This is a genomic window from Shewanella sediminis HAW-EB3, assembly GCF_000018025.1.
Lineage (GTDB): Bacteria > Pseudomonadota > Gammaproteobacteria > Enterobacterales > Shewanellaceae > Shewanella > Shewanella sediminis.
Genome location: NC_009831.1, coordinates 1,399,496 through 1,423,827, shown reverse-complemented (window position 1 = coordinate 1,423,827; position 24,332 = coordinate 1,399,496). Strand labels below are relative to the sequence as shown.

At 43.9% G+C, this 24,332-nt stretch carries 18 protein-coding genes; 7 read left to right on the top strand and 11 right to left on the bottom strand.

Annotated elements, in window-relative coordinates:
- Positions 1–114: 114 nt before the first annotated feature.
- The 3 genes from ileS to murJ form a co-directional block, all read right to left on the bottom strand.
- Complete coding sequence (gene ileS / locus SSED_RS06125) at positions 115–2,937, bottom strand: isoleucine--tRNA ligase (RefSeq protein ID WP_012141541.1); 2,823 nt, start codon at positions 2,935–2,937, stop codon at positions 115–117.
- A gap of 31 nt (positions 2,938–2,968) precedes the next feature.
- Positions 2,969–3,904 (bottom strand): bifunctional riboflavin kinase/FAD synthetase, encoded by a 936-nt coding sequence (gene ribF / locus SSED_RS06120; protein WP_012141540.1) that lies wholly within the window; start codon positions 3,902–3,904, stop codon positions 2,969–2,971.
- 97 nt (positions 3,905–4,001) lie between these two features.
- A complete protein-coding gene (gene murJ, locus SSED_RS06115; protein WP_012141539.1) occupies positions 4,002–5,561 on the bottom strand; it encodes a murein biosynthesis integral membrane protein MurJ in 1,560 nt (519 codons plus the stop codon).
- Positions 5,562–5,808: 247 nt separating this feature from the next.
- Between murJ and rpsT the strand changes: the two genes are divergently transcribed.
- Entirely contained in the window at positions 5,809–6,075 is a 267-nt protein-coding gene (gene rpsT / locus SSED_RS06110) for a 30S ribosomal protein S20 (RefSeq protein WP_012141538.1), read from the top strand.
- Positions 6,076–6,214: 139 nt separating this feature from the next.
- Here rpsT and SSED_RS06105 read toward each other — a convergent pair whose 3' ends face one another.
- A complete protein-coding gene (locus SSED_RS06105) occupies positions 6,215–6,511 on the bottom strand; it encodes an ArsR/SmtB family transcription factor (protein ID WP_012141537.1) in 297 nt (98 codons plus the stop codon).
- Between the two features lie 135 nt (positions 6,512–6,646).
- On the opposite strand from SSED_RS06105, the gene SSED_RS06100 reads away from it, so the two are divergent.
- On the top strand, positions 6,647–8,080 hold the full coding sequence (locus tag SSED_RS06100; RefSeq protein ID WP_012141536.1) for a M20/M25/M40 family metallo-hydrolase: 1,434 nt from the start codon (positions 6,647–6,649) through the stop codon (positions 8,078–8,080).
- Between the two features lie 99 nt (positions 8,081–8,179).
- On the opposite strand, the gene yaaA is transcribed toward SSED_RS06100, so the two are convergent.
- Both yaaA and SSED_RS06090 read right to left on the bottom strand, forming a co-directional pair.
- Positions 8,180–8,953, bottom strand: a complete 774-nt coding sequence (yaaA, locus tag SSED_RS06095; RefSeq protein ID WP_012141535.1) for a peroxide stress protein YaaA — start codon at positions 8,951–8,953, stop codon at positions 8,180–8,182.
- Positions 8,954–9,088: 135 nt separating this feature from the next.
- Complete coding sequence (locus tag SSED_RS06090; protein ID WP_012141534.1) at positions 9,089–10,540, bottom strand: alanine/glycine:cation symporter family protein; 1,452 nt, start codon at positions 10,538–10,540, stop codon at positions 9,089–9,091.
- A 430-nt stretch (positions 10,541–10,970) separates the two neighbouring features.
- Here SSED_RS06090 and SSED_RS06085 point away from each other — a divergent pair, with 430 nt between their 5' ends.
- The 4 genes from SSED_RS06085 (at position 10,971) to SSED_RS06070 (ending at position 16,923) form a co-directional block, all read left to right on the top strand.
- Positions 10,971–13,337 (top strand): phosphoketolase family protein, encoded by a 2,367-nt coding sequence (locus SSED_RS06085; protein ID WP_012141533.1) that lies wholly within the window; start codon positions 10,971–10,973, stop codon positions 13,335–13,337.
- Positions 13,338–13,904: 567 nt separating this feature from the next.
- Complete coding sequence (gene tal / locus SSED_RS06080) at positions 13,905–14,861, top strand: transaldolase (protein ID WP_012141532.1); 957 nt, start codon at positions 13,905–13,907, stop codon at positions 14,859–14,861.
- A 13-nt stretch (positions 14,862–14,874) separates the two neighbouring features.
- Positions 14,875–16,512 (top strand): glucose-6-phosphate isomerase, encoded by a 1,638-nt coding sequence (gene pgi / locus SSED_RS06075; protein ID WP_012141531.1) that lies wholly within the window; start codon positions 14,875–14,877, stop codon positions 16,510–16,512.
- A gap of 225 nt (positions 16,513–16,737) precedes the next feature.
- Positions 16,738–16,923: a DUF3545 family protein gene (locus SSED_RS06070; RefSeq protein WP_012141530.1), complete on the top strand. Its 186-nt coding sequence runs from the start codon at positions 16,738–16,740 to the stop codon at positions 16,921–16,923.
- A 294-nt stretch (positions 16,924–17,217) separates the two neighbouring features.
- On the opposite strand, the gene SSED_RS06065 is transcribed toward SSED_RS06070, so the two are convergent.
- The 3 genes from SSED_RS06065 to SSED_RS06055 form a co-directional block, all read right to left on the bottom strand.
- Entirely contained in the window at positions 17,218–17,763 is a 546-nt protein-coding gene (locus SSED_RS06065) for a hemerythrin domain-containing protein (protein WP_012141529.1), read from the bottom strand.
- Between the two features lie 136 nt (positions 17,764–17,899).
- Positions 17,900–18,994, bottom strand: coding sequence for a response regulator transcription factor (locus tag SSED_RS06060; RefSeq protein ID WP_012141528.1), 1,095 nt, complete (start codon positions 18,992–18,994; stop codon positions 17,900–17,902).
- Between the two features lie 81 nt (positions 18,995–19,075).
- Entirely contained in the window at positions 19,076–21,154 is a 2,079-nt protein-coding gene (locus SSED_RS06055; RefSeq protein WP_012141527.1) for an ATP-binding protein, read from the bottom strand.
- A 114-nt stretch (positions 21,155–21,268) separates the two neighbouring features.
- Here SSED_RS06055 and nfo point away from each other — a divergent pair, with 114 nt between their 5' ends.
- A complete protein-coding gene (gene nfo / locus SSED_RS06050) occupies positions 21,269–22,129 on the top strand; it encodes a deoxyribonuclease IV (RefSeq protein WP_012141526.1) in 861 nt (286 codons plus the stop codon).
- Between the two features lie 87 nt (positions 22,130–22,216).
- Here nfo and SSED_RS06045 read toward each other — a convergent pair whose 3' ends face one another.
- Positions 22,217–22,510, bottom strand: coding sequence for a hypothetical protein (locus tag SSED_RS06045; RefSeq protein WP_012141525.1), 294 nt, complete (start codon positions 22,508–22,510; stop codon positions 22,217–22,219).
- A 535-nt stretch (positions 22,511–23,045) separates the two neighbouring features.
- Positions 23,046–24,326: a threonine synthase gene (gene thrC / locus SSED_RS06040; RefSeq protein ID WP_012141524.1), complete on the bottom strand. Its 1,281-nt coding sequence runs from the start codon at positions 24,324–24,326 to the stop codon at positions 23,046–23,048.
- Between the last annotated feature and the right edge of the window lie 6 nt (positions 24,327–24,332).

Sequence of the window (24,332 nt, the reverse complement as noted above, 5' to 3'; positions counted from 1 at the left end):
TTTGGCACATCGCCTTATCAAATTGCTTCTGATAACAGCGAAAAAAATCTAGCGCATCGACTAACGAAAGTCGGAAGCTTACGCTTCCGACTTGGTTAGTATTAACACTTCTCTTTAAGCAAACTGACGAACTTCACCGTCACCTTCAATATTGGTCACACAACGAGTACAAAGCGTTGGATGCGCTTCCACTTGACCAACGTCTTCTCTGTGATGCCAGCAACGTTCACACTTCTCAGATTCTGCTTTATGTAATCCCAGCTTTAACGATGTCATTTCGGTTTCGATAGCGTCAGCAGGAGCAGATGATAGTGCAACGATCTGAGTTTTTGAGGTCAATAGGACGAATCTTAGCTCATCACCTAATGTCGCTAATGCTTGTGACAATGCATCGTCCGCATATAAGGTAATTTCAGCTTCCAGAGAACCACCAATCTGTTTCTCGCGTCGAGCTTGTTCGATGACTTTATTTACTTCGCCACGGACAGTTAGCAACTGTTCCCAATACTCGTCACTCAGGTCTGAATCAAGTGTCACAGACTCAAGCCCTTGGTACCACTCTTGAGTGAAGACATATTTCTCACGCTCACCCGGTAGTAGCTGCCAAATTTCATCTGCGGTGAAACTTAAGATTGGCGCAATCCAGCGCACCATAGCTTCAGAGATCAAGTAAAGCGCACTCTGACAACTGCGACGAGCAACACTGTCGCCCTTAGCTGTGTACTGTCTGTCTTTAATGATATCGAGATAGAAGCTACCGAGCTCAACGGAACAGAACTGCATTAACTTCTGTGTTACCACGTGGAAGTTATACTGCTCGTAAGCTTCAATCAGCTCTTCTTGCAGTGCAGCTGCGCGGCGCACTACCCAGCGATCCAGAGCAACCATCTCTTCAACGGCCACGAGATCGTTAACAGGATCGAAACCATTGATGTTAGCAAGCAGGAATCGTGCAGTATTACGAATACGACGATAGGCATCGGCACTACGTTTTAAGATCTCATCAGATACCGTCATCTCACCGCTATAATCGGTCGCTGCTACCCATAAACGCAGGATATCGGCACCTAACTTATTCGTCACAGTTTGAGGCGCAATAACATTACCGATAGATTTTGACATCTTACGGCCGTTGCCATCCACGGTAAACCCGTGAGTAAGCACTTGCTTATAAGGTGCTTTGCCATTCATAGCAGTCGAAATCATCAATGAAGACATAAACCAGCCACGATGCTGATCGCTACCTTCCAGATAAAGATCGATCTCATGACCTTGGTACTCAGGACGTGAGGCTACAACCGACGAGAAAGAGGACCCAGAGTCATACCATACGTCCAATGTGTCGGTCACTTTACGGTACTGTTCGGCTTCATCACCAAGAAGCTCTTGAGCATCAAGGTCCCACCAGGCTTGAATACCTTCCCGTTCGATCCTGTTGGCAACACGCTCCATCAAAGAGATACTATCCGGGTGTAACTCTTCAGTTTCACGGTGAACAAACAGTGTAATAGGTACGCCCCAGGTACGTTGGCGAGAGATACACCAATCCGGACGATTCTCAACCATTTTTTCAATTCGGCTCTGACCCCAATCAGGGATCCACTGAGTCTGCTCAATCTCACCAAGCGCTTGCTTTCTTAGCCCCTTTTGATCCATAGAGATAAACCATTGTGGTGTGGCTCTAAAGATGATTGGAGTCTTATGACGCCAGCAATGCGGATAACTATGCATGATTTTTTCATGCTTGATTAAGGCGCCCTTCTCTTCAAGAAGCGCTACGACGTTATCGTTTGCCTTAAATACATGCTGACCTGCAAATATCTCTGTATCAGCCTTATACACGCCATTGTCACCGACAGGGTTGGCCACTTCCAGACCGTACTTCTGTCCGACAACAAAGTCATCCTGACCGTGACCAGGGGCTGTGTGTACTACACCGGTACCCGAATCGACGGTAACGTGATCGCCTAAGATCACAGGAACATCAAAATCATAGAAAGGGTGGTTAAAACGCAACAGCTCAAGCTCTTGCCCTTTAGCTTTTCCCAGCGCCTTATGAGACTCGACTCCATAACGCTCCATGCAAGACTCTACCAGTGCATCGGCAAGAATAACTGTCGAAGTAGCGCCATCTTTTACAAATTCAACGAGAACATAATCAAGTTCAGGCGAAACAGACAAGGCTCTGTTTGCCGGCAATGTCCACGGTGTGGTCGTCCAGATAACCATAGATGCCGAACCAGTACAGTCCTGCACATCGAATTTAGCAAGTAACGCAGCTTTATCGGTAGCAGCAAAAGCGACATCGATAGCCGGAGACTTCTTATCTTCGTATTCAACTTCGGCTTCTGCCAGAGCAGAACCACAATCGGTACACCAATGAACAGGCTTAACACCTTTATGTAAGTGGCCGCTATCGATCACTTTTGCCAATGAACGAACGATATTCGCTTCAGTATCGAAGTCCATCGTAAGATAAGGCTTATTCCAGTCGGCAAAAACGCCTAAACGGATAAAGTCTTCACGCTGACCATCGACCTGTTTAGCCGCATACTCACGACACTTTTCACGAAACTGTGCAGCCGTAACTTTATGTCCCGGCTTACCGACTTTCTGCTCGACCTTTAGCTCGATAGGCAAACCATGACAATCCCAGCCAGGAATGTAAGGTGCGTCGAAACCAGATAGTGTCTTAGATTTTACAATAATGTCTTTTAGGATCTTATTGACTGAATGGCCTATATGAATACTGCCGTTCGCATATGGAGGACCATCATGTAAGATAAAAGGCTTACGGCCAATACGGCTATCACGGATCTGTTGATACAGCCCATCTTCTGTCCAGGACTTCAACATCACTGGCTCACGATTAGCCAGATTACCACGCATCGGAAACTCTGTTTCCGGCAAATTCAAAGTAGATTTATAGTCGCTCATTGATCCTATACCGTTAATTTAGCCAAGGGGCTTAGCCTGCATCGCAGCCAAGCAGAGCTTTGGCTTTGTCAGCATCATTGTTAATTTGTCTCTTCAGCGCTTCCAGTGATTGGAATGGCTGCTCATCTCGAATCTTTGCTACCAATTCGACTTCGACAGTGCGCCCATACAGGTCACCATCGAAATCAAAAAGGTGTACTTCTAATTGGCATACTTGGCCATTGACTGTAGGTCTGAAACCTATATTAGCAACGCCTTCATAAGTATCACTGTTATCCCAATACAACTTAACGGCAAACACTCCTCTAACGGGAGAAACTTGACGTTTCAAAGCAATATTGGCGGTTGGAAAACCTAAAGTTCGTCCAATTTTTTCACCGTGCGCTACTTTGCCACAAAGAGTAAATGGGTGACCGAGTAAGCGTCTGGCTTGCTCCATCTTGCCTTTGGCAAGCAAGTCTCTGATCTCTGTCGAACTAACTCTTTTATCACCAAGAAGAAAACTCTGGGTACTAACCACAGCGAAGCTGTGCTGTTCACCGGCAGACTTGAGCATATTAAAATTGCCCTTGCGCTGCTTACCAAAACAGAAATCGTCACCGACAACCAGATACTTCACCCCAAGAGATTCGACCAATAGTTTATCGATAAAATCTTCAGCAGGTAAACTAGCGAACTTTGCATTAAAGTTAATACACACTAACCTGTCAATACCCAATTCTTCGAGTAAGAAGATCTTATCTCTGAGAATACTCAGTCTGGCAGGTGCATTTTCGCCCCTGAACATCTCTTGTGGTTGAGGCTCAAAGGTCATCAATGTCGCCGGAACCTTCAATTGGCGAGCCTTCTGTACTAGCTTCGAAATAACTTCAGCATGTCCACGATGGACCCCATCAAAATTGCCTATAGTGAGAACGCAACCATGATGTGCTGGTAAAATATTATGTATACCGCGAATTAGTTCCATTACATTAAATAACTAGCTAGCTTAAGTGGGCGGATTATATACCAGCTGACATGGATAATCAGCAATGATCTTGCTCGCTCTTACATTGAACCGCTATTTATAGTCCCGTTTTTAGCTTCCAGGGACGAATTCCCAGCAAAATCATGCTCAATAAATAGCTTGCAGCCCCTAAGCCAATCAGGCCTAAGAGTGATATTGCCCTTTGTGAAAACACCTGTTGTAGCCAGATATCCTGACCGGGTAAAAACTGTATTAAGACAAGCGTCATCATTAAACAAGACAATAAGGTTTTAAAGAAGAAGAGCCCGGTTTGTCTGTTTACCCGGTAAACGTTAGCTTTATGCAGGCCGCGATAGAGTAAACCAGCGTTCAGCAATGCCGACAGGGAGGTAGCAATAGCTAAGCCGACATACCCATATGGAATAGCAAAAATGACGTTAAACACCATATTACTCACCATAGCAATGATGCCGTACCGAACCGGCGTTTTAGTGTCTTGCCGTGAATAATAACCGGGGGCCAGCACTTTTATCAGCATAAAACTTAACAAACCACTGCCGTAAGCCATTAAGCTATAGGACGCCATCTCTACATCATCGAAAGTGAATGCTCCACGCATAAACAGAACCATTAACATAGGCTTGGCCAGGATTATTAAGCCACACATGGCAGGCATGCCAAGTAATAGTATCGCTTTCACTCCCCAGTTCATGGTCGTTTCAAAGCCTTTACCTTCATCATTGACATGTTTTTTAGATAATGCAGGTAAGATCACGGTAGCAATAGCGATACCAAACAAGCCCAGAGGGAATTCGAGTAGACGATCTGAATAGTATAGCCAGCTGATGGAGCCGGTCATCAGGTAACTGGCAATAAAGGTATCAAACAGTAGATTGATCTGAGAAACCGATACTCCGAAAATCGCGGGAAGCATCAAGGTTCTTATTTTGGTGACTCCAGGATGATTCCATCCCCAAGATGGCTTAACAAGGGCCTTCTCTTTAAGTAAAAAAGGCAATTGAAACAGAAACTGTATTAACCCACCAAAAAATACCCCTAATGCTAAGCCGATTTCTGGCTGCTCAAGTTCAGGTGCAACAAACAGAGCCGCGCAGATGATAGCAATGTTTAAGAAAACGGGTGTAAACGCTGAAACGGCAAATCTACCTCGAGTATTTAGGATAGAGCCTGCCAGCGCCGTGAAGGTGATAAACCACAGGTAGGGAAAAGTGATTTTTAACAAGAAAGAGGCAAGTTCAAACTTAGCACCGCTGGGTTCATCATTAATCCAGGCAACAAACCAGCCATTACCAAACAATGCAATTATAACAGGTGAAGCAAGCACACCGACTAATGTCACGATACTGACCAGTACCCCTAATGTCCCGGTAACTTTAGCAATGAGCAGACGCACCTCTTCATCGGATTGTTTCTGCTGATACTCGGTGAATACAGGTACAAATGCTTGCGCAAACGCACCTTCGGCAAATAGACGTCTTAAAAAATTAGGAATTTTATTCGCCAGGATAAACACATCGGCACCACTGCCCGCCCCCATTAGGTTTGCAATCACAACATCTCTGACTAAACCTAACACACGAGAAACTAAGGTCATTGCACTGACGATAATGCCTGACTTAATCAATTTTTTACTCAAAAAACCCCCTGAATAGAGCCGAAAACTTCAGGCGAGTAGTCTCAAAAAGTTGATTTTCCCCCTGTCACCTTCTAACAATAGCTGTTAGAATTGCGCATCATATTACACGAGTTAGGTTGAAGATAGCCAAGTTGGTTGGATTAATTTATCTTTAAGATAAAGATTCAATCTTTGTCATTGACAAAATGACAAAAATAGGGCATATTCCCGACCTTTAAAATATCTAACCCTATTTAGGAGTTGCACCTTGGCTAATAGCAAGTCTGCAAAGAAGCGCGCGCTTCAATCTGAAAAACGTCGTCAGCATAACGCTAGTCGTCGTTCAATGTTACGTTCATACGTAAAGAAAGTTATCGCAGCAATTAATGCTGGCGATCACAAAGCGGCTACTGAAGCATTTAATGCTGCACAACCAATTGTTGACCGTATGGCGACTAAAGGCCTTATTCACAAGAATAAAGCTGCTCGTCAGAAGTCTCGCTTAAACACTAAGATCAAAGCACTTGCTGCTTAATTTTAGATAGCGTTTAAAAAACCGGCTTAGGCCGGTTTTTTTATATCTGTTTTTTGCCTTTCAGCCTAATTATCAAAATTCAGGCATAAAAAAACTGACAAAATCTGTAAACTTTGTCAGTTGAAGATGAATAACATGCCTAATGGCAATAGATGTTATTCAGCAGCTTAATAATTTCCGACACCTCTTTACTCTTCAAAGAGTAAAATACGGTTTGAGCTTCCTTACGGGTCTCGACCAAATTATCTTTTCGCAACCAGGCTAAATGTTGAGATAAAGCTGACTGGCTTAACCCCAATTTCTTGTTCATTTCACCTACACACATCTCTCCTTCACTAAGAAGGTAACATAGGATAAAGAGACGGCGTTCATTCGCCAAAGCTTTCAACATCACAACGGCATGATCTGCCCGTTGCTGCATTAATTCAATATTCATTACTCGCAAATTCTCCTAAAACAATCCCCGGGACTAATATAGCGTTGCCTTACAGATATAGTCGGGACATAAAGCACACTTTTTGCTAGATTGTTTTCAAAAGTGGGACATAAGTAATAAAAACAAAGGAAACTTATGAAAATCTATCGTCGTACTCTGCTCGTCAGCCTATTTTTCACTGGGTTAGTGGGTTGCCAAAACACCCAGTTGGAAGAACCAAATATAAAAATAACCAAGCAGTTACAGCAAAGCGCATTAACCTCTCCTCTCGCTTATGATCTTGTTGAATCTCTCACAGTTGAAGTAGGCCCAAGACTCGCGGGCAGCAATAAAGACCTTGTTGCCGTCCGGTGGGCTGAGAACAAATTAATTAAACTGGGTTTCGATAAGGTATACAAAGAAGCCGTTCAGGTTCCTGTATGGTCCCGGGGAGAGGCTAGGGCTAAAGTGATCTCGCCTTTCTCACAACCTTTAGTGATCACGGCATTGGGGGGAAGCATTGCGACCCCAAAAGAGGGTTTAAGGGCCCCTATCATAAGATTTGACACATTAGAGTCATTAAAGCTGGCTGATAAAAGTGATGTAGATGGAAAGATTGTCTTTATCGACCATATCACCGAGCGCCACAAAACCGGTAAAGGTTATGGTAAAACGGTTGGCGGACGCTCCCGAGGAGCCATTAGCGCATCACAGAAAGGGGCCAAAGCAATCGTCATCCGCTCCATTGGAACCGACCATGACAGAATGGCGCATACAGGAATGATGAGGTATAAGGATGGCGTTGCAAAGATCCCTGCAGCGGCGATGTCGAATCCGGATGCCGACCTTATTAACCTGATACTAAAGCGGGATCCTAATGTGGTACTCGATCTCTTCATATCATCACAAAGCCATGGTTTTGCGACCTCTTATAATGTTATTGCAGAGGTTACCGGCAACAGCAAGCCTGATGAGATAGTGCTAATCGGCGCCCACTTAGACTCATGGGATGAAGGAACAGGCGCAATCGATGACGGAGCTGGTGTTGCCATAGTCACGGCAGCGGGCAAGTTAATTCAAGACCTCCCTCAAAAGCCTGCCCGCACCGTGCGAGTGGTACTTTTTGCCGCCGAAGAGGTCGGGCTTGTAGGCGGTAAAGCTTACGCCAAAGCCCACAAAAATGAGCTGGAGAAACATTACATTGCTGCTGAGTCAGACTTTGGTGCGGGGCGGATATATCAGATAGATTACAGGGTAAACGAGAGTGCTTTAGAAGCGATACACGCGGTCAGCAGTCCTATGGTTGGTAATGGGGTTACATTAGGTAGTAATACAGCTTCAGGAGGGCCTGATGTCTCCGTGCTACCAAAACAGGGTGTCCCTGTAGCTTCACTCAGACAAGATGGCCATGATTATTTTGATTACCACCATACGCCAAACGATACTTTAGACAAAATAGATCCGATGGCACTGCAACAGAACGTCGCAGCCTATGCACAATTTGCCTACCTGATGGCACAATCTGAAGTTGAACTCAGGCCAATTACAACCGGTGCTAACCTCAAGCCGGTTATTATTGAAGCAAAATAAACCGGGGGGATTTCTCTCATAAAAAAAGCAGCCTTTGGCTGCTTTTTTATTCCCGGCTAATAATAACCGGCGATATATATTTGCTAACCGGTCCCTAACTTACTGCTCCTCTCGCTTGAAAACAGGCGCCTGTGCAGTCGACTCGGCTTCACAGTAGTAATAACCAGCAGCATCAAACTCGGTTAGCCCTGAGAAAGTTTTAATATTGTTATCCAGAATATATCTCACCATCATGCCTCTGGCGCGTTTAGCGAAGAAACTGATCACCTTATATTGACCATTTTTTCTATCTTTAAAAATCGGAGTAATCAAAGAGCCATTTAGTGACTTAGGTTTAACGGCCTTAAAATACTCGTTAGAGGCCAAGTTCACCACAATCTGGTCGCCCTGCTCCGATAAAGCCAGATTAACTTCATCGGTTATCACATCGCCCCAGAACTGATAAAGATTAGTCCCTTTAATATTGGCTAGCCGGGTCCCCATCTCGAGGCGGTATGGCTGCATCAAATCCAATGGCCTGAGCAAGCCATATAAACCTGAGAGAATTCTGAGGTGTTTCTGTGCACGCTCAATACTCTGCTGAGATAGCGTGTCAGCATCTAAGCCCGTATAGACATCACCACGAAATGCATAAAGGGCTTGTTTGGCATTGTCAGTAGAAAAATCCCGGCTCCAACTTGTAAATCGTGCCGCATTTAAACCGGCAATTTTATCGCTTACCTTCATTAATGATGCAATATCAGATGGCGCGAGCTTACGGCACTCTTCGATAAGCTGTTCACTATGTTGAACCAATTTAGGTAAAGTATGCTCGATTGTGCCTGCTTTATTTTCATAATCTAATGTTTTCGCTGGTGAAACTAAAACTAACATCGCTAATCCTTACAAGCCTTTAATGCTAGCTATCATACTGATGCAAGCATAAAAAAACCACGCTAATTCGCGTGGTTTTTTAGATTGTGCCAATTCGTTCAATCGAACGTCAGCTCAATAACATTATACTCAGTTTCACTCTGGCGAAGACTCAGTAGTGCTGTTTTCGTTCATTACCCAAATCCCCTCCTCCAGCTCATCAATTTCAGGGAACTGACTGCTGTCAAAAGTCGGAGTTAAGCCCGCTTTAACCTGACGCTCGTAATCTTTAATTACCGCAAAAGCGACTTTAGATAACATGACAATCGCGACAATATTAACCAGAGCCATAAGCCCCATAGACACGTCGGCAAAATTCCAAACCAGACTTAATGAAGCAACGGAACCCGCCATCACCATCGCGAGTACCAAGCCACGGAAAATAAACAGTACCTTCTTACTTTTAGTCAAGAACATAACATTGCTTTCGGCATAACTATAATTAGCAATAATCGAAGAGAAGCAAAACAGGATAATCGCGAAGGCAATAAAGTAAGCCGACCAACTACCCAACTCATTGGTTAAGGCCAATTGCAAAAGACCAATTCCTTGCTGACCATCTGGATTATTTAATACTCCGGATAACAAGATAATTGCAGCAGAAGCAGTACATATCACCAAAGTGTCGACAAACACACCGATCATCTGAACAAAACCCTGCGATGCAGGATGGTTTGGGTTAGGTGTCGCAGAGGCTGCAATATTTGCCGCACTGCCCATACCGGCTTCGTTTGAAAACAGACCGCGAGCGATACCCGCCATCATAGCTCCCATTGCACCACCGGCAGCTTCTTCCCAACCGAACGCACTCTTAACGATTAATGAGATTGCCGCCGGAACCTGATCGATATTGATGACTAGCACCACAAGGGCGATAACAAGATATGCCACTGCCATAACGGGAACAATCAGCTCTGATGCTCTGGCCACTTTCTTTAAACCACCACAAATGATGTATGCAGAGGCAAGCATAATAACGATGCCAACTATGGTTTTATCAAAACCAAAAGCATTATTAAGCGCATCGGTCATGGTATTGGCCTGCGCCGCATTGAATGCAAAACCAAAAGCGATGATGAGTAGAATAGAGAAGATACTTCCCATCCAGCGCTTACCAAGACCACGTTCCATGTAATAAGCGGGACCACCGCGATATTGGCCTTCACTATCTTTAACTTTATACACCTGGGCTAAGGTCGACTCGACAAATGCTGTCGCCATACCTAAAAGTGCAATTAACCACATCCAGAAAATAGCCCCCGCACCACCAACGGTAATAGCAACGGCAACACCCGCCATATTTCCGGTGCCGACGCGTGCAGCCATCGAGGTACAAAATACCTGGAAAGAAGAGATCCCATCTGTTTTATTGCGCCCTTTAATCACTAATTTGGCACCGTGACCAAACATGCGGAACTGAATAAACCCAAGGCGAAGTGTAAAGAGTATACCGGCAGCAACCAGTACATATATAAGTACGCTACCCCACAGTAAGCCGTTAATAGCATTTACTGCAGTCTCAATAGCGTTAATCAGAGTCTCAAACATAATTAATTTCTTATCCCCATGACAAAAGCGGACTGGTAATGACTACCTAGACCGGGTTTGACTATAAAATTTCCTTCCCAATTTGATCAAAGAATGTCGGTGAATTTATCTTTTAGAATTGTCCTTCCATGATTTTGAAAAATCATGCTCACCGAATTCGATGCAGCAAAATAGCACACCACAAAAAATATACCATGTGACGCAGATCACAGTTAAGCATTTGAATAACACTAGAATCACATGAATAAACAATACTAAGTTACTGTTGTAACTGATTCAACAAAGGATTTACTCGCTTTCTGGCAACATTTAAGAAATTTAATAACTTTATCGAAATAAGATGTAGAACACATTTTTGTAATAAAATTACAAATATAGTACTGAACATGAGCTTTGGTTAACTTTTTGCTTACTATAAATGGGGTTATTTATGTCACAACAGCAAGAGATCAGCGCGTTAAAGAAATTGGTAAGAGCTACAAACTTTCTAGCGACATCTCAAATTTATCTAAAGAAGAACGTACTGCATAAGCGTGCACTTGCACACACAGATATCAAGCCTAGACTATTAGGTCACTGGGGTACTTGCCCTGGTATCAACTTTGTCTACGCTAACATCAACCGTCTAATTGTTAAAAACAGCCGTTCATTCGTCTACCTTGTAGGCCCAGGTCACGGTTTCCCAGCAGTACAAGCTAACCTTTTCATGGAAGGCTCTCTTAGCCATTATTACCCAGAGATCATTCCATACAATGAAGAAGGTATCACCGATATCTGTCAGAAGTTCTCTGCAGCTTATGGTTACCCTTCACACGCTAACCCGGAAGCACCTGGACAAATTTTAGAAGGTGGCGAACTCGGTTATTCACTTTCAGTTGCCTGGGGTGCAGTATTAGATAACCCAGACCTGATTGCCGCTTGTCTGATTGGTGATGGTGAGTCAGAAACTGGTCCTCTTGCCGCTTCTTGGTATGCAAACCGTTTAGTAGACCCTGCCACTAACGGTGCGGTACTACCAATCGTTCATATCAACGGTTATAAGATCTCTGGTCCAACTCGTATGGGTCGTATGAGCCACGAAGAACTTGATCTTGAATTCCGTGGTCTGGGTTACCACCCAATCATCGTTGACGACGAGCTCGAAGAAGACGTCTACGTTCAAATGGCAAATGCCATGGACACGTCATATGAGATGATCAACGATATCCAGAAACGTGCGCGCAGTGGTGAAGATGTTGTTAAGCCACGCTGGCCTGTCATCTTAATGCGTACCGCTAAAGGTTGGACGGGTACTGCAGAATACAATGGCAAGAAACTTGAAGGTAACTGTGAATCTCACCAGGTTATCGTCAACAAGTGTGCTACAGACAAAGGTCACTTAGAAGCGCTAAACACTTGGTTATCAAGCTATAAGTTCGATGAACTTTATACTATTAACGATAAAGGCGAGCTAATCTTCGATAAAGAGATCCAGAGCCTACTTCCACCTAAACAGTTAACTTGTGGTCAGCAACACCTAAGCTACGGTGGTGAAGTGGTTCGTGCACTTGCCAACCCAGACCTGTCTAAACTTGCTTACGGTGCGGAAACGCCTCGTGGCACACGTGGTCTATCTATGTACAAGATGGGTGAGTGGATGCGTGATGCAATGAAACTCAACCGTGACCAACGTAACCTTCGTATCTTCAGCCCGGATGAAACTTACTCGAACCAGCTTCAAGCCGTATTCGAAGAAACTGACAGAGCATGGATGTGGCCAATCGAAGAGTGGGATGACGACATGGCCCGCGATGGTCGCGTTATCGAGCTACTATCTGAAAACTTGCTTTTCGGTATGATGCACGGTTATACAGTGACAGGTCGTCACGCGATGTTCCCAACTTATGAGTCATTCTCTCAAGTTGTTTCATCAATGGCAGACCAATACTGTAAGTATGTCTATGCTAGCCAAGGTGTACACTTCCGTAAGCCGGTACCAGCATGCAACGTAGTATTGTCTTCACTGCTTGAGCGTCAGGATCATAACGGTTACTCACATCAGAACCCATCATTCCTGGGCGCTATGCTTGAGAAACATCCTAAGATTATCTCTGCTTACCTACCTGCAGATGGTAACAGCACACTGGTTTACACTGAGCGTGCCTATGCCGACCGTGATAAGCTAAACATCATCGTTGCCGGTAAGAAAGACTTACCACAATGGTTATCACTTGATGAAGCCCGTCAACAAGCTAAAGATGGTGTTATGGTTTGGGACTTCGCTTCCGATGAAAACCCTGATGTTGTTCTAGTTGGTTGTGGTGATTATGTCACTCAAGAAGCGATGGCGGCTCTGGTATTAATCAGAGAGTTACTACCACGCGTTCGTATCCGTTTCGTCAGTGTTTCAGAATTAACCAGCAGCGGTCTAGGTAGCCTGGACTTCCAAAGCAAGCCTTGGTTAATGGATGAAGTATTTACAGCCGATAAGGGCGTTGTATTCAACTACCACGGTTACCCGAACACCATCAAGAAACTTGTATTCGATTATAAGGGCAGTGAGCGCTTCAGAATCAAGGGCTATGAAGAGGAAGGTTCAACGACCACTCCATTCGATATGGGCGTTCGTAACGGTACTTCTCGTTATCACTTAGTTATTGATATGGCTTACAAGCTATTCCAACAAGGTGTGATCGATGAAACTCAGCATGTTGCAATTACAACCGATATGCTACAGCGCTTAGTTGACCATAGAAACTACATCAAGGCCAACGGCGTCGACCCAATCAGCCTTGATAACTGGGTATGGACTCGATAGAGAACCAACCAGAAATCATTAGTTGATAACAGTCAGTGCACTCTTTTAGAGTGCACTTTTTTTTGCCTGAAAAATGCTGCGGCAAACCAGTTCCAAACCGTGATTGCATCTGTAGCCGCAGCTGTTATTGACTCTGATAACGATGGCGTAATGGATTCGCTTGATAGGTGTCCCGATACTCCATCGACTCTTGGTTTTGGTATAACCAAGCCCGTTATTCAACGGTCGCAGCAATGAAGCCAACAAAGCCAATCGACGTATTGCGTGACAGGCGTAAAAAAAGAAGCGCTGATAAAATAACGGAGCTCACATTTATATAAGAAATCGCTACTTCTGTGTGGCGGTTTTTTTATCTGTATCCATTGCAACCTAAGCGCTATACTCTCAAATACTCATTTCTGGCTAGTATTATTTAGCAATCTTACGTTTAAAAACCCTTTTTACTGATATTTTACAACTTTCCTGTAATTTTTTTTCATTTATGGTTGGAAATATCATCAAGATCGCTTCTAATACCTGTTGCAAATCACAAACCTTAAGCTGCTTCTTAAGAAGGATGTTATTTTTATGCCTAATACACTCGAACAATTCAAATCAATTACGACTATTGTTGCCGATACCGGCGACATTGAAGCCATCAAGCGTTACCAACCGGAAGACGCAACGACCAACCCATCTTTAATATTAAAAGCAGCTCAGATCCCCGATTATGCTCACCTTATCGAAAATGCGATCGAGTGGGCGAAATCGCAAAGTGATTCCATTGAGCAACAGGTTGAAGATGCAGGTGATAAGCTTGCGGTCAATATTGGTGTCGAAATCTTAAAAATTGTTCCAGGCAGAATCTCAACAGAAGTCGATGCAAGACTCTCTTTCGATAAAGCAGGTTCAATCACTAAAGCTCACAAACTCATCAAGCTTTACAAAGAAGCTGGAATTGATAAATCTCGTATCCTCATCAAGCTAGCCTCTACCTGGGAAGGTATTTGTGCCGCCAAAGAGCTAGAGCAGGAAGGCATCAACTGTAATCTAACCTTGCTCTTTAGTTTCGCTCAAGCTCGCGCATGTGCAGAAGCAGGGGTTTACCTTATCTCTCCTTTCGTTGGTCGTATACTCGATTGGTACAAGAAAGACACAGGCCTTGAGTATTCTTCTGTAGAAGATCCTGGGGTCGTTTCGGTAACAGAGATCTACAACTACTATAAGCGTCACGGATTCAACACTGTAGTCATGGGTGCAAGCTTCCGTAACACAGGTGAAATCATCGAACTTGCTGGTTGTGATCGTCTGACTATTGGCCCGGCACTACTCGAAGAGTTAGCCAACTCACAAACAGAAGTCGTGCGTAAGCTAATTCCAACAGAAACTGTTGTTGATGCAGCAGATCCGCTGACTGAAGCTCAGTTCCGTTGGGAGTTCAACGAAGACCCAATGGCAGTCGAAAAGCTAGCCGAAGGGATTAGAAACTTCGCTATCGACCAAGGTAAGCTCGAAGTCATGCTGAAAGAGAAATTAGCCTGCTAGGGAGATGATTAAGATGACCGAACTGACTCAGGGTAAAGCCTGGAAAACATTAGAAGCTCATACCCAAGCTTTACCTCATATGAGGGCGCTTTTCGAAGCTGACACCAAACGTTTCGACAATATGTCTACATCAGCCTGCGGCCTGTTTTTAGATTACTCCAAAAACAGGGCAAACAAGGAGACGATGTCTCTCCTGTTCAGTGTTGCAGAAGATGCTCAGCTCGAATCGAAAATCAAAGCCATGTTCAATGGCGAAATGATCAACACGACAGAGAAGCGGGCCGTGCTGCATACGGCGCTTCGTGCTAAGCCTGAACAAGAAATAATGCTTAATGGTGTTAATATTGTTCAAGAGGTTCAAGAAACACAGCAGCAGATGGAACTGTTCGTCGATGCTGTAAGCTCAGGTAACTGGAAAGGTTACACTGGCAAGAAGATCACCGATATTGTCAGTATCGGAATTGGCGGCTCCTTCCTGGGACCAAAGATAGTTTCACAGGCACTAAGACCCTATTGGAGCAAGCAGCTAAATTGTCATTTTGTTGCTAATGTTGATGCGAGTTCTATCGTTGAGAAATTAAAGCCTCTCAATGCTGAAACCACACTATTCATCATGTCCTCTAAATCTTTTGGAACCCAAGAGACACTAACGAATACCTTAAGTGCAAAAGACTGGTTTATCGAACAAGGTGGCTCTCAAGCTGACGTTGCTAAGCATTTCGTTGCTGTCACATCTAATGTAGAAAAAGCCACTGAATTTGGTATCGATGCAGATAATATCTTCCCTATGTGGGATTGGGTTGGGGGTCGTTACTCTCTTTGGTCTGCCATCGGACTCCCGATAGCTTTATTGGTCGGGATGGATAACTTCAGAGCCTTGCTGAGTGGCGCAAATGAGATGGATCAACATTTTGCGAATACGCCACTTTCTGAGAATATGCCGGTGATCATGGGCCTGTTCTCATTGTTATATGGCAATTTCCATGACGCTCAGTCTCATGTGGTCTTAACTTATGATCATTACTTGAGAGGATTACCAGCGTACTTCCAGCAACTGGATATGGAGAGTAATGGTAAATCTGTGACCTTAGATGGCACAGAGGTCGATCACAGCACTGGGCCTGTTATCTGGGGCGGAGAAGGTACAAACGGCCAGCATGCATACCATCAGTTATTGCATCAAGGAACGGCCCTTATCCCAGCTGACTTTATCATGCCACTTCAGAGCCATAATCCTCTTGGAGAGCATCATGTGCAGCTTGCCTCAAATTGTTTCGGTCAAACTCAGGCACTGATGCAGGGTCGTTCATATGAAGAAGCACTCAAAGAGCTCGCCGGTAGCAAACTGCCAGCCGATGAAAAAAGCGTAATAGCGAAGCATAAAGTAATGCAGGGCAATAAGCCCAGCAACACCATTTTAATGGATAAACTAACTCCAACGACATTAGGTGCGTTAATCGCCTTATATGAGCACAGAACTTTCGTTCAGGGTGCAATCTGGCAGATAAACTCATTCGATCAGTGGGGCGTCGAACTTGGTAAGACATTAGGTAATGATGTTCTGGATAGACTCAGTGCTGAAAATGATGCAACCGAACTGGACTGTTCAAGCAATGGCTTGATCAACATGTTCAGACAGAAAAAAATCTAGCCCAAATATCTAACGTAAAAAAGCCAGTTTGTACTGGCTTTTTTTTATTCGCTAGCCCATAACTCCAAAATTTCAACTTTTCTTTATAGTTAGCTCTAAAATTAAAAATTAATCGCCACAAAACCTTCATTCCAATTTAACATTTCCGAAACATTCTTCTTGCACACTATTTTAAAAGTGTGGTATTTAATTGTTGAACAAAAAATAAAACAACAGGAGGTTGCCATGAATCGATTAGATTATGGTAGTGCGCTAGATACCGTCGTAGAAAGACCGAGTCGCTCAAGAAGCTCCAACAAGAAGCGTAAATGGCGTGAGATTGAAGCGCTGAAAGAGAAGCATCGCTTACTTAAGGAACTTCAAGACATAGATACCAGCTTCAATTGCGAGCTCGATAACCTCCTGATGTAAATGTTTTATCTTGTATAAAAAAGAGCGCTTAATGCGCTCTTTTTTGTGTCTGGAACACTTATGTAAATTTCCCATGGATGGGTAGAAATTTACTTTGTGTCTGGACTTCTTGTAATAAAGAGTTATGTAGCTTTTTATATAAAAGAGTTCATGGGTCAAAGATGCTCCCGGCATCTAGATGACATTTCCTCCATCCTTAGAGGTCATGGGTAGAAATTTACTTTGTGTCTGGAACACTTATGTAAATTTCCAGGGATGGATAGAAATTTACGTTGTGTCTTGAAGCTGCGACCTTTAGAAGATCTCATCATCCTTAATATAATCTCTAAGCTCTTCAAACAAGACATTATCGTTATCGCTGAATAGAGGATCGTCGATAAGCTTTAATGAACACAGCTCCTGAACCTTTCCCCAATCTTGCTCATCCATCTCCTGAGCCAAAAGTGGGAAAATGGTATTATCTTCATACTGCATATGCCGCTCTTGCAATGCGACATACTCTTTGAGGTCGACCACTAATTGCTCTCTGGACACGACCACATCACTTAAAATCAGGTTCAGTGTCGACATCAGAGAGGCCGAAGCATCGATCAATTGATGATGTTCTTCGGCCAATTTATTAGGGCTATCCTCTTGTGAAACTTTTTCCAGATAGTAGTTGTAAATAATATCTTCTAAAGGGTGATGACTATGCTCCGCATAGCTTTGCATATACTCGACGACATCCCTGATGAGGTTAAAGTTAACAGCCTCGCCTTCGGCTAGCTTCCTATATTTAACCTTTAGAACGTTTAGCAAAATGGTAATGTGCTTATGATCACTGTTCAGTCTGGCAAGCATAGTTGTCTCCATATCAAGAACATCGTTATATACAATATTAGTAAATAGATGAAATAACACCCAATATATCAAAGACTATTGTTAAATGGATGTGACTAAGATCAACTGAGATAAAACTAAATCAATAAACTCGTCCTTAAGAAACGCTGGACTCAACAACATTTTTAACCGTATTCAATGACCCCTGAAGGCGATAAAAAGCCTCACCAGCCGAATTGGCCTCTTTTAAGTTTCTTTCAACCATAGATGCAAAGTAATCCTCCTGCTCCTCTGTCATATCTAAAACATGAAAACTGGTACGGATCTCCGCTGTCATCCCTGTCAGGGCAGCACTGAATTTCTCATCATGCTCTAAAATTGCGCCACTGATATTCCCCAGTAGCCCCTGGATCTCCATAAAGACATGCTTCAGAGTCTGCTGCCGTCCAATATCCAACACCCGCGCCTCCAGTCCTTCTACAATAACCGCAATGATGTCCCTTAACCTGCCATATAAGACCTCATCATCCAATGGCATATTCTTTATCAAGAAAGAGACATGTTTGTCATTACAGATAGTCCTGCTACCAAAATCAAATAAACGTCCATGCTTATCCAGAAGTTCAAGAATATTGGCTTCGATGGGGCTGATCTCCCCATGTGATGGCGCAAAATAATGCACTTCTGCGTCTCTGATCTCCAAACAGGTATTTAAGTTAAGTTGCTGCATCAAATCAAAAAAGGCATCCGCCAGACTCTGATAATCATGACATAGGAAGCACTGCCTGAAAAACTGCAACACGGCACCATATTGTGATGACTCTGTCATCGATTGAAATGCCATGTTTCGTGACATGGTTTCGGCCTGCACCAAGGAACGTTTTTTTGCCTGATATGATGCAACAGCCTGAACCTTAGCCACCAGCTCCTTTAGCTCAAAAGGTTTAGCAATGAAATCAACTGCACTCACATCGTAAGCCCTGAGACGCTCCTCCAGAGTATTCATGCCTGACACAAATATTACCGCCGTATCTTTACCCGAAGCAGTCAGCTCCTGACAGAGTTCGATTCCGCTGATATCGGGTAGGTTAATATCCATCAATACAAGATCTGGTGTGGTCGATTCTAAAGCTTCTCGATATGAGTAGGCTTCATTAAATACTTGAACCCGGTAATCATCAATGATCACCTCTTTAATAAGCTCGCAATAGTCCTCGTCATCGTCTACAATCCAAACTAATATCTCTTCCATGCTAGATTTCCCCTTGCAAAAATACGGCCCATACCCTGTGAAATCACTCTGTTTAAACAGCTGTGAATGGTTAAAGCCTAACTAAATATCTCTCGGCGAGAAGCTAATCCCGATCTGCTCCAGTGCCGTCACCAACTCACCCAGTTCAAATGGCTTATTTAACACTTTATAGGGCATCTCAGCATTATTAGTAATACCTATATCGCCGATAAAACCTGAGATTAATAATACGGAAATAGGCTCTTTCGATGACAATTCATTGGCTAACTCATAGCCATTTATTCCACCAGGCATTAACACATCGGTAATAAGAAGCTCAATACCATTTAAACCCTCTTTATACTTTTCTCTCACAGCAACCGGATCTGAATAGGCCTCTACATCCATTCCAAGTAACTCACAATAATCAGTCAGAACGGTTAATAACTCCTCTTCATCATCAACGATGAGCACTTTTAACTTATTTGCGACTCTCGGTATCCCCCCCCTTTCATCTGACTGTATTTCCAGAGGAACCAGCTTCTTAGCCACAGGAAACCAAAGCCTGAACTCAGTCCCTTGGGAGTCAGATTTAATGACACTCATATAACCTTTAGAACGTTTCACGAACCCATAGACCATAGAGAGACCTAATCCGGTCCCTTTACTCTTATCCTTAGTCGTGAAAAATGGCTCGAAGATCTTCTCCAGCAAGGCTGTCTGGATACCGCTACCATGGTCGATGACAGAGATAGTGATATACTCTCCCGATTCCACAAGTGGCCTACCGGTAATGCCAGGTAAGAGACCGCTCAGGTATGACTTATCGGTTCTGATGGTGATCTGCCCCTCTCCTGACATCGAGTCCTTAGCATTAAGCACCAAATTAATCAGAGCATCCTCCAGATCTCCCCTATCGACATAGATATTTCCAAGATTGGATTTCACCTCGGTGACCAGTTTAATTTGTGTCGTTAACGACTTCCCAAGTAGCTCCTCCAGCCCTTCGATGACATCATTTACGTCACAAGACTGCGCACTAAACTGCTCCTGTCTTGAAAACTGTAATAGACGCCGGGTAAGATCTGTTCCCCTCTGACACGCTTTAAACGCTATTCCAAGATAACGTTCCACCTTCTCATCACTGCTCTTGAGTGACATCAATTCAAGGTTGCCTTTTAACACCCCCAGAATGTTATTAAAATCATGAGCAATACCACCAACCAGCTGCCCCATTGCCTGCATCTTCTGCGTTCTCGCCATCAACTGCTGCAACTGCTTTTGTTCTGTGATGTCTCGTCCAACGAGTGCGAATAAACTGCCATGCTCACTGCGCTCTTCAAGCGCAACAAGGTGCATGTGTAGTAAGGCCGTTTCTTTATCAGCCTTAGTGCATACCAGCTCTCCATCAAACTCTGTTCTCGTATTGATCGCCTGTAGCAGTTCGCTCTCATCATATCCGCTCGACATACCATCCTTGAAAACTTGATTTGGGAAAAGCAGGGTTATGGGCTTGCCAATAAGTTGAGTTCGAGGGTAATGGCTGATACTTGTGGCGGCAGCGTTAGCGTACATAATGCTGGGGACGCCGAATGGGGAGCGGCTGGCGACAAGGATAAGGTCTTCACTATTACTCACTATGGATTGAAACATTTCACTGTCTATCGATTGCACGACCCGACTCTTAGCTCTCTCCTGCCAGTCAACGGTTTGCTGAACAAGCATGCCCATAATAATATCGGATAAGAGATCACTAGAATCGATAAGGAATGACAACCATAATTCACTCGATGAATGAAAGAAGATCTGAATATTGACATCCTTCGCAGGCCACACGATAAATGACTGCCAACGATGAACTATGGGGTTCTGGGTTGCAAATGGCCAATCTTTTGCTTCTTTCCATAATGTGAGATATCGAACAGGATCACGACACCAACAGGTTGATGAAGCTGGCATATCTTCAAAATCGAGACAGTCCTTAGGAACAATTAATACCGCTTGAGATTGACTGACATCGGCCAATATTCTGCATAGTGGTAATAGAATATCTTCACCGTTGATAAAGCTGGCTTGCAACTTACCAAGCTCAGCGAGTAGACGGGGCCAAAAGGTGTTGAAATCAGTTTGAGAGAATTCATTAAACACTGTAGAGTCCGTTCCTGTTGTCCTTGTGTCCATTGATTATTCACCAATCATCCAAATTAAGTGGTTGTTAATAGCATAGTTAAGCTTGGCTATTTCGCGACATTAATCGGCATAAAGCTTGTAACTAAATTTAAAGGAATATAGAAGATGACCTCTTCAAGATGGATAGGTGCACATGTCAGTGCCGCCGGTGGAATCGAGAACGCCCCTATCAATGCAAAGAAGATTGGGGCGAATGCATTCGCACTTTTCACTAAAAATCAGCGCCGCTGGCAAGCCGCCCCACTGGCACAGGCAAATATTGAACAATTTAAGGATAACTGCAGACAGGCTAATATTCCCGGCAGTGCAATATTGCCTCACGACAGCTATCTGATAAACCTTGGTCATCCGGATAACATTCAGCTGGATAAATCGAGAGAGGCATTCTTTGATGAGATAGAACGCTGTGAACAGTTGGGGTTATCGTTACTCAATTTTCATCCCGGTAGTCATCTGAGAAAAATAGAGATCGATGAGTGCTTGTCAAGGATAAGCCAGTCGATAAACATGGCGTTAGAGCGTTCGACAGGTGTTACCGCAGTCATTGAAAATACGGCGGGACAAGGTTCTAATTTAGGTCACAGCTTCGAGCAACTGGCCCAGATTATTGATGGCGTAGAGGATAAATCCCGTGTTGGTATATGCATAGATACCTGTCACATGTTTGCAGCTGGATATGATTTAACAACAAAGGCAGCCTGTCAGGAGAGCTTTGAGTTATTTGACCGCATAGTGGGTAATCAATATCTCAAAGCCATGCATCTGAACGACAGTAAAACCCCGTTAAATAGCCGGGTAGACAGGCATGAATCTCTCGGGCTTGGCCATATAGGTCAAGAGGCATTTAGCTTCTTAATGAACCTTGAGGCAACGAAAAATATCCCAATGGTATTAGAGACTATCAACTCAGATATTTGGGAAGATGAGATAAACTGGCTACGTAGTTTGAGCTATGAACGCCAGTAAATCTATATTAGCTAAAGCACTGTAGCCATTACAGTGCTTTAAACAACCAAGAATATGCGACGGTATCTTTATTATTTTTGAGTCGCTCTACTGCAAACACTTGTAGATAACGGCGACGACCTTAGTCGGATCCCCATGATCGATTTGCGACCAGACAATATGCGTACCACCTAGCTCTTCACCATGTTTCTTTGCATTGAGCTTAGCATCTCTCAATGCAAACTCTCCCCTGCCAATTCCTGTCACCATGGCGAAGCTATCACAATGAGTCACTTCAAAATCATAAGCTTCATTTATTCGATGGTAAAGTTGAGGCTCATCGCTCGATACGCAAGCACTTAACGTACAGCAACAAAGTAAAGCAATTAAAAATCTTAACACCCTTTTGGAACCTGTCTGAAAAACCGGGGGAAAAGATATAAAAATTAACAACTCAAAATTGTGAGAAAGATCACAGCGAGGGCTAATTGCGAATTACATTCAGATACATAGATTGTAGAGGAGTTGACAGGCGAGGCGCCCCGCCAATTTCATTAACAAAACTGCAAACCTACAGTAAGCATCAACACATTCACCAACACTCGTCTCAGCGCTTACAACTTGTTATGTACCCAAGCCACTTGGAAATGCAGGATTCAGTGGGAATTTAATGCGCTTTAGGCAATGCATTGATTGCAGGTAATGGTTGTTCCCTTAGCAAAATCTATAACGCAGAATAAATCGCATTAAAACCCATCAACGAAGGCTTTGCACAAGCCCACTTCGTTGTTGCATTAGCTTAAAATGGGATGACCATTCCTACGCCAATGCGCCTAGAATTGAACTCGCGCAAGGCCTCTGAAACGAGCATTTCAAGGTCGTTTGGGTATATGTGACGAAAAAGAGGCCAACTATCTTTATGTCGTTCCGTTAAAACCTACAGCACCTTAAATAGGTGAGATTTCAACTCTGTAAAATCAGCCTCTAATGTTGCCGACAAAATGTCTTTGTCAGCGACAGCGGCTAAAGCCGGAGGAAGTGGCACCTCAATACTGAGCTCACTCTCAACCACCTCTTTAAACTTAGCTGGGTGAGCCGTACCCAAGAATATGCCTTTATCATCATCGGACATAGTCAAAGTAAGCGCTTGAGCCGCGATTGCTGCATGAGGCTCAGAAAGATAGCCTGCACGATTTAACTCTTTAAGAGCCTCAGAGGTATCTGACTCAGATAAAGCAACACCGGTAATATCGGATAGCGACCAGCTCATGGCATCCACTATCGCTTCCACTCTTGGCCAGTTACTAGGCTCTGCGACATCCATTGCATTAGACATGGTTGCAACGGTTGCATGAGGAAGCCAATCACCTTGATCTAAATAACGTGGTACGGTGTCATTGCTGTTAGTCGCGGCAACAAAGCGTTTGACGGGCAACCCCATCGCCTTGGCGAACAATCCCGCCGTTAAGTTACCAAAGTTACCACTGGGCACAGCAATCACAGGATCTTGCTTATGCTCACGTTTAAATTGAGCGACGGCCTCAAAGTAATAACAGATCTGGGCAAGCAGGCGACTAATATTGATGGAGTTAGCCGAGTTCAGATGCAAACCGTCACGAACATCGCTATCTTCGAACGCTCGCTTAACTAAGTCCTGACAAGCATCAAAGTCTGACTCAACCGATACTGTGTGTATGTTGTCACCCAAGGTGGTAAACATCTTTTCCTGCAGTAAACTGATCTTGCCTTTAGGATACAAAACCACAACTTGGATATTATCCAAACCAAAGAATGCATCGGCAACGGCCGCCCCGGTATCGCCTGAGGTTGCAGTTAGAATACTAATTTTTTCATCTGACGCGAGTTCGTTCAAACACTGCGCCATAAATCGTGCGCCAAAGTCTTTAAATGCTAATGTTGGACCATGAAACAACTCGAGGCAGTATCGTTTGTCGTCGGCTTTAGCGAGAGAGAGCTCAAAGTTAAAGGCTTTCTCAACTAAGGTATCCACCCTGTCCTGACCAAGCTCTGATGATAACCATGCACCGAGTACTTTTTTGCAGCGTTCAACAAAAGGCATTGCTAAAAGTGCTTCTATGTCATCCAAAACCGGGATCTGCTTCGGAAAAAAAAGTCCTCTGTCTTTTCCCAGACCTAACTTCAGGGCTTGGGTAAAATTCACCACCTGCTGCGGGTGTTTTAGGTTATACAGTTCCATGATTTT

What these genes read in the sequence shown, in the direction of transcription:
- yaaA (WP_012141535.1), bottom strand. Translation starts at nt 8,953, where the DNA reads ATGTTAGTTTTAGTTTCACCAGCGAAAACATTAGATTATGAAAATAAA.
- SSED_RS06100 (WP_012141536.1), top strand. Translation starts at nt 6,647, where the DNA reads ATGAAAATCTATCGTCGTACTCTGCTCGTCAGCCTATTTTTCACTGGG.
- SSED_RS06090 (WP_012141534.1), bottom strand. Translation starts at nt 10,540, where the DNA reads ATGTTTGAGACTCTGATTAACGCTATTGAGACTGCAGTAAATGCTATT.
- SSED_RS06085 (WP_012141533.1), top strand. Translation starts at nt 10,971, where the DNA reads ATGTCACAACAGCAAGAGATCAGCGCGTTAAAGAAATTGGTAAGAGCT.
- nfo (WP_012141526.1), top strand. Translation starts at nt 21,269, where the DNA reads ATGACCTCTTCAAGATGGATAGGTGCACATGTCAGTGCCGCCGGTGGA.
- ileS (WP_012141541.1), bottom strand. Translation starts at nt 2,937, where the DNA reads ATGAGCGACTATAAATCTACTTTGAATTTGCCGGAAACAGAGTTTCCG.
- tal (WP_012141532.1), top strand. Translation starts at nt 13,905, where the DNA reads ATGCCTAATACACTCGAACAATTCAAATCAATTACGACTATTGTTGCC.
- thrC (WP_012141524.1), bottom strand. Translation starts at nt 24,326, where the DNA reads ATGGAACTGTATAACCTAAAACACCCGCAGCAGGTGGTGAATTTTACC.
- SSED_RS06055 (WP_012141527.1), bottom strand. Translation starts at nt 21,154, where the DNA reads ATGGACACAAGGACAACAGGAACGGACTCTACAGTGTTTAATGAATTC.
- SSED_RS06065 (WP_012141529.1), bottom strand. Translation starts at nt 17,763, where the DNA reads ATGCTTGCCAGACTGAACAGTGATCATAAGCACATTACCATTTTGCTA.
- ribF (WP_012141540.1), bottom strand. Translation starts at nt 3,904, where the DNA reads ATGGAACTAATTCGCGGTATACATAATATTTTACCAGCACATCATGGT.
- pgi (WP_012141531.1), top strand. Translation starts at nt 14,875, where the DNA reads ATGACCGAACTGACTCAGGGTAAAGCCTGGAAAACATTAGAAGCTCAT.
- SSED_RS06105 (WP_012141537.1), bottom strand. Translation starts at nt 6,511, where the DNA reads ATGAATATTGAATTAATGCAGCAACGGGCAGATCATGCCGTTGTGATG.
- SSED_RS06060 (WP_012141528.1), bottom strand. Translation starts at nt 18,994, where the DNA reads ATGGAAGAGATATTAGTTTGGATTGTAGACGATGACGAGGACTATTGC.
- SSED_RS06070 (WP_012141530.1), top strand. Translation starts at nt 16,738, where the DNA reads ATGAATCGATTAGATTATGGTAGTGCGCTAGATACCGTCGTAGAAAGA.